We start from the raw sequence: 4,006 nt of genomic DNA, 5'->3' as shown, positions 1-4,006 counted from the left end.
AACTCCTTTTTCTAATGTTTAAAGAAATAAATTTAAGGAATCATTCATCCTTACACAAACTATTTTACAGTCTCCTACTACATGCTCAAACTCTCTTACATGTTAGATTTCATCTAAAAAAATATAGTATTTTTTATCTTCAGTAATTTTTGATTCTAAGTAATCATATAACTTATATGGATCACGAAGATCATCATACTTCATATTTTCAAAATTAATATTAATTAACTGACTATCATTTATTCCTTGATCTTTTAATTGTCTTCTAACCAAATAAAACAAAGTAGATTTACCCGCTCTTCTAACTCTAGAAACTACTTTAATTACTTTTTTATCTTGCCAGTGGGTCAAAAAAGTAAAAAGTTTGGAGTTAACTCCAAACTTTTTGTATATTAACACTACTATTTAATCTTAGTCAGAACCTTAGATCCAATTTCTAATCCAAGACTATGTGATTCACTGCCCCAATCCCGTTCATCATAGTTTTCCATATCAGCTAACGTATCAGCAGTAAATAAGATTTGTGCAAAATCCACCTTTCTAAACTTGGCACATGCTGCTAAACCAGCGCATTCCATTTCAACAGTTGCTGCTCCTAGCTGACGAAATTGTGCTACTTTTTTAGGCGTTTCTCTAAAGAAACCGTCAGTTGTCCAAGTAGTGATCTCATCATATTTCAAATTTAATTCAGATAATACATCTTCTACTTGATTCAAAAAATCACGATCTAAGTCAACAAACTGTCCTGGCTCCATGTAGTGAAAAGATGTTCCTTCATCTCGGATTGCTCGTTTAACTAAAAGCATTTCATTTTCTGGTAAATCATTCAAGGCACCGGAAGTACCAAACGTTAAAACTTTTCCTACACCATAAGTAATTAGCCACTCAAGCAATTGCACAGCTGCTGGTGCTCCTAATGGTGCTTGACACAAAGTAAAAAATTCATTGTCAATTTGAACTTCATAGATTTTTGTATTAAAAGAGCATGATTCAAATTCGCCTAAAGTGCGATGAAGATGTTGATCCAAAAATGCGGTAATTTCTTTTTCTGGCACAAACGCGTAAAGCAATTTTGGATGAAAATGAAACGGTTCTTGATCGTGATTTGGTTCAAGAACAGCATGCGGATTTTTGTCAAAGTCTAAAATAAATGGTTGTTCGTTCATGGTTTCCTACTCCATCTTTAGTTAAAATATTATAAATTTACTAATACCTGAGATCCAATACTCAAACCAGCGCTATATGAATCATGGCCCCAGTTACGTTTATCATAGTTATCCATATCAGCTAAACTATCAGCCGTAAACAAAATTTGCGCAAAATTTATATTTCTAAATTCTGCACAAGCAGCTAAAGCTGAGCACTCCATTTCGACAGTTTTTGCACCTAATTCTTTAGCTTGTAAAACTTGCTTGGGTGTTTCTCTGAAAAAGCCGTCGGTCGTCCAAGTTGTTCCTTCTTCATATTGAAGACCTAATTTTTTTATTTCATTCTCAACTTTTCTTACAAACTTTTTATTTAATGTAATCATCTTACTTGGTTCTTTGTAATAAAATGATGTACCCTCTCCACGAATCGCTTTTTGTGGAACAAATATTGTATTTTCCGGCAGATTAGCCAGTGCTCCTGCATTTCCAACAGATAAAACTTGTTTAACTCCATAATTAATCAACCAATCCAAAAACTTTGTTGAAGCTGATGCTCCCACTGGAGCTTGACATAACGTAATTAGTTGATCATTGACTCCCACTTCATATACCTTAGGCCTAAACGAAACAGTTTTAAATTTGCCCAAAGTCTTATGAGAGTGCTTATCTAAAAAAGATTTAATTTCATCATCTGGAACAAATGCAAAAAGCAATTTTTCATGAAACTTATATTGTAACTTTTCGACGCCAGGCTCTATTACAGCATGTTTATTTAAATCAATATCTAAAATAAATGGTTGTTCGTTCATATATACTCTCTCCCTTAATCAATAAATGGATAGTCTTCATTAAAGTAATGATCAATAAAAAGTTGATGTTGCTTGTTAAAAATCTTTGGTAATTTGTCTTTAGAAAAATATTTCAGGTCAAGAGTCTCAGAGCTGACCTCTTTTGACGTTTTTTCTACTAATTCAACAACAAATTCAATAGTCACTGCCTGTGCCACATCTTGATTTGGATAATGCTGAATAAAATTAGTTGAAACACCTAACAGTGTCTTAATTCTTACTTTTAAACCAGTTTCTTCTAAAAATTCTCGAACACATGCTTCTGGGGCAGATTCTCCAAATTCTAAAGAACCACCAGGTAACCCCCAGGCATCAAAATCAGATCTTTTTTGAAGTAAGATTTCATTCTGATCATTAACTAAAATTCCGCCAGCAAAATTTAGAATAATTGGTTCATGATCAACTTTTTGACGTAAGGTCTTAATATAATTTTTAACCATTGCTAGTCCTTTAATTGAATGTCATTCATTATAGTTTTAATATTATTGGAATGCTTCTTAAAATTAATTCACTGCATCCCTAATTGTTGCAGATTTATCAAATACATAATCTATACCGTGAATTTTAACAATAGGTAACATTTTTCCTTTTTGTCCCATCAATAATCCTGCAGAGGCAGCTAACATATCACAGATAGTTTCAACATTAGTTTTATCTTCATACCGACTTTTTCTTAAGCCAGAAATACCATACAGTCCAACTGCTACTTGAGTAGCACCTTTTTTATCAATTCTCCCATCACTATCGGTAATTATAATAGCTACTCTGACTTTTAATTGATCAAAAATATCTTTACTAATTTTCTTAGCAATTTCATCACAATTTCGGGGTAAAACCATTGCAGTATTTGCATCAAGTTTATCTACTCCTGCACTGGTTAAAAACAACCCATTCGGCAGCCACCCACCAATAAAGTTCTTAGATATCTGTAGTTTCTTACCACTCTTATCTTCGGTTTGATCAATTATAATTTGAATTAGTCTTGGATCTTTTCTAGGTATTTGCTGATGCAAACGTAAGGCTAATTGACTTGGATTAATAGATTTTAAATCAACAAACAGACCTGCAGCTTTAGAAATCAACTTAGAAGCAATACATAAAACATCATTATTATGAAGAATAAAATTTTCATTTTTGATTGTTTTAATTATTTCTGTACCTAAATTGCAATTTTTCTCTATCTTAGGGAAATTATGCAATGCTTCAATTGTAATCATGACTATAACCACCAATCAGGTGTTAACTTCCCCAGAGTAGTAATTTCTTCCCTGTCGTAATCCATCAATACTTCAATATTTTTATAGTCTTTTTCCATAAGCTGCACCATAAATTCACGACAAGCTCCACACGGTGCGCCATTCTTTCCATTAGACATGATGGCTAACACTCTCTTGAAATGATTTTCACCACAAGTGATCATGCTGAATAAAGCATTGCGTTCTGCACACACTCCTAAAGTACAGGCGGTATCAATACAAACCCCTGTATAAATTTTTCCTGTATTACTCAAAACAGCAGCTGCTACTCCGCCTGCTTCTAGATGATCAGATATTTGTCTAAATCCCTGTACACTTTTAGCTTCTTCATACATCTTTTGCCAAGTTTTATCTAACATTTTGTTTCTCCTTTATTAATGGTATTGTTAGCAAAACAACACCAAAATACACTGCGGAGACAAAAAACATTACTTTTAAATCTCCAAATACTTTCATAATACTATTGCTTATAAATAATGAAACACTAACTAAGATCTCTGCAATAAATGAAATAGTTGAAAGCATAGTCGACTTATTGCTCTCTCCATAAATAGCTTCATTACTAGTAGCTGAAATTTGTCCTGACATCATTCCCATCAATAGTTCAATTAATAGAAAAAGAAAGAGTAGTAAATATTTATTTTTTAGAGTTCCACTTAATACAAATGCACCTATCATGAGACTGTAAAATAGTTTGTGTAAGGATGAATGATTCCTTAAATTTATTTCTTTAAACATTAGAAAAAGGAGTTCC

General features: G+C 32.6%; 6 protein-coding genes and 1 pseudogene. All 7 read right to left on the bottom strand.

Annotated features, from left to right (window positions below; translation table 11 throughout):
- Positions 1 to 102: 102 nt before the first annotated feature.
- A complete protein-coding gene (locus tag Q0Y84_RS12045) occupies positions 103 to 399 on the bottom strand; it encodes an AAA family ATPase (RefSeq protein ID WP_297954097.1) in 297 nt (98 codons plus the stop codon).
- A 2-nt stretch (positions 400 to 401) separates the two neighbouring features.
- Positions 402 to 1,166 (bottom strand): nucleoside phosphorylase, encoded by a 765-nt coding sequence (locus tag Q0Y84_RS12040; protein WP_297954095.1) that lies wholly within the window; start codon positions 1,164 to 1,166, stop codon positions 402 to 404.
- A 29-nt stretch (positions 1,167 to 1,195) separates the two neighbouring features.
- Entirely contained in the window at positions 1,196 to 1,957 is a 762-nt protein-coding gene (locus tag Q0Y84_RS12035) for a nucleoside phosphorylase (RefSeq protein ID WP_297954092.1), read from the bottom strand.
- Between the two features lie 14 nt (positions 1,958 to 1,971).
- Positions 1,972 to 2,436, bottom strand: coding sequence for an NUDIX hydrolase (locus tag Q0Y84_RS12030; RefSeq protein ID WP_297954089.1), 465 nt, complete (start codon positions 2,434 to 2,436; stop codon positions 1,972 to 1,974).
- Positions 2,437 to 2,499: 63 nt separating this feature from the next.
- Positions 2,500 to 3,213, bottom strand: a complete 714-nt coding sequence (locus tag Q0Y84_RS12025) for a coenzyme F420-0:L-glutamate ligase (protein ID WP_297954086.1) — start codon at positions 3,211 to 3,213, stop codon at positions 2,500 to 2,502.
- Positions 3,214 to 3,215: 2 nt separating this feature from the next.
- Entirely contained in the window at positions 3,216 to 3,611 is a 396-nt protein-coding gene (locus Q0Y84_RS12020; protein WP_186822790.1) for a cytidine deaminase, read from the bottom strand.
- Positions 3,601 to 4,006, bottom strand: a pseudogene (locus Q0Y84_RS12015) (MFS transporter); the annotation flags it as partial. The gene Q0Y84_RS12020 and the pseudogene Q0Y84_RS12015, both read right to left, overlap by 11 nt.

It is taken from the genome of uncultured Lactobacillus sp., from assembly GCF_947367125.1.
GTDB lineage: Bacteria > Bacillota > Bacilli > Lactobacillales > Lactobacillaceae > Lactobacillus.
This window is presented reverse-complemented; position numbering and strand designations above follow the sequence as displayed.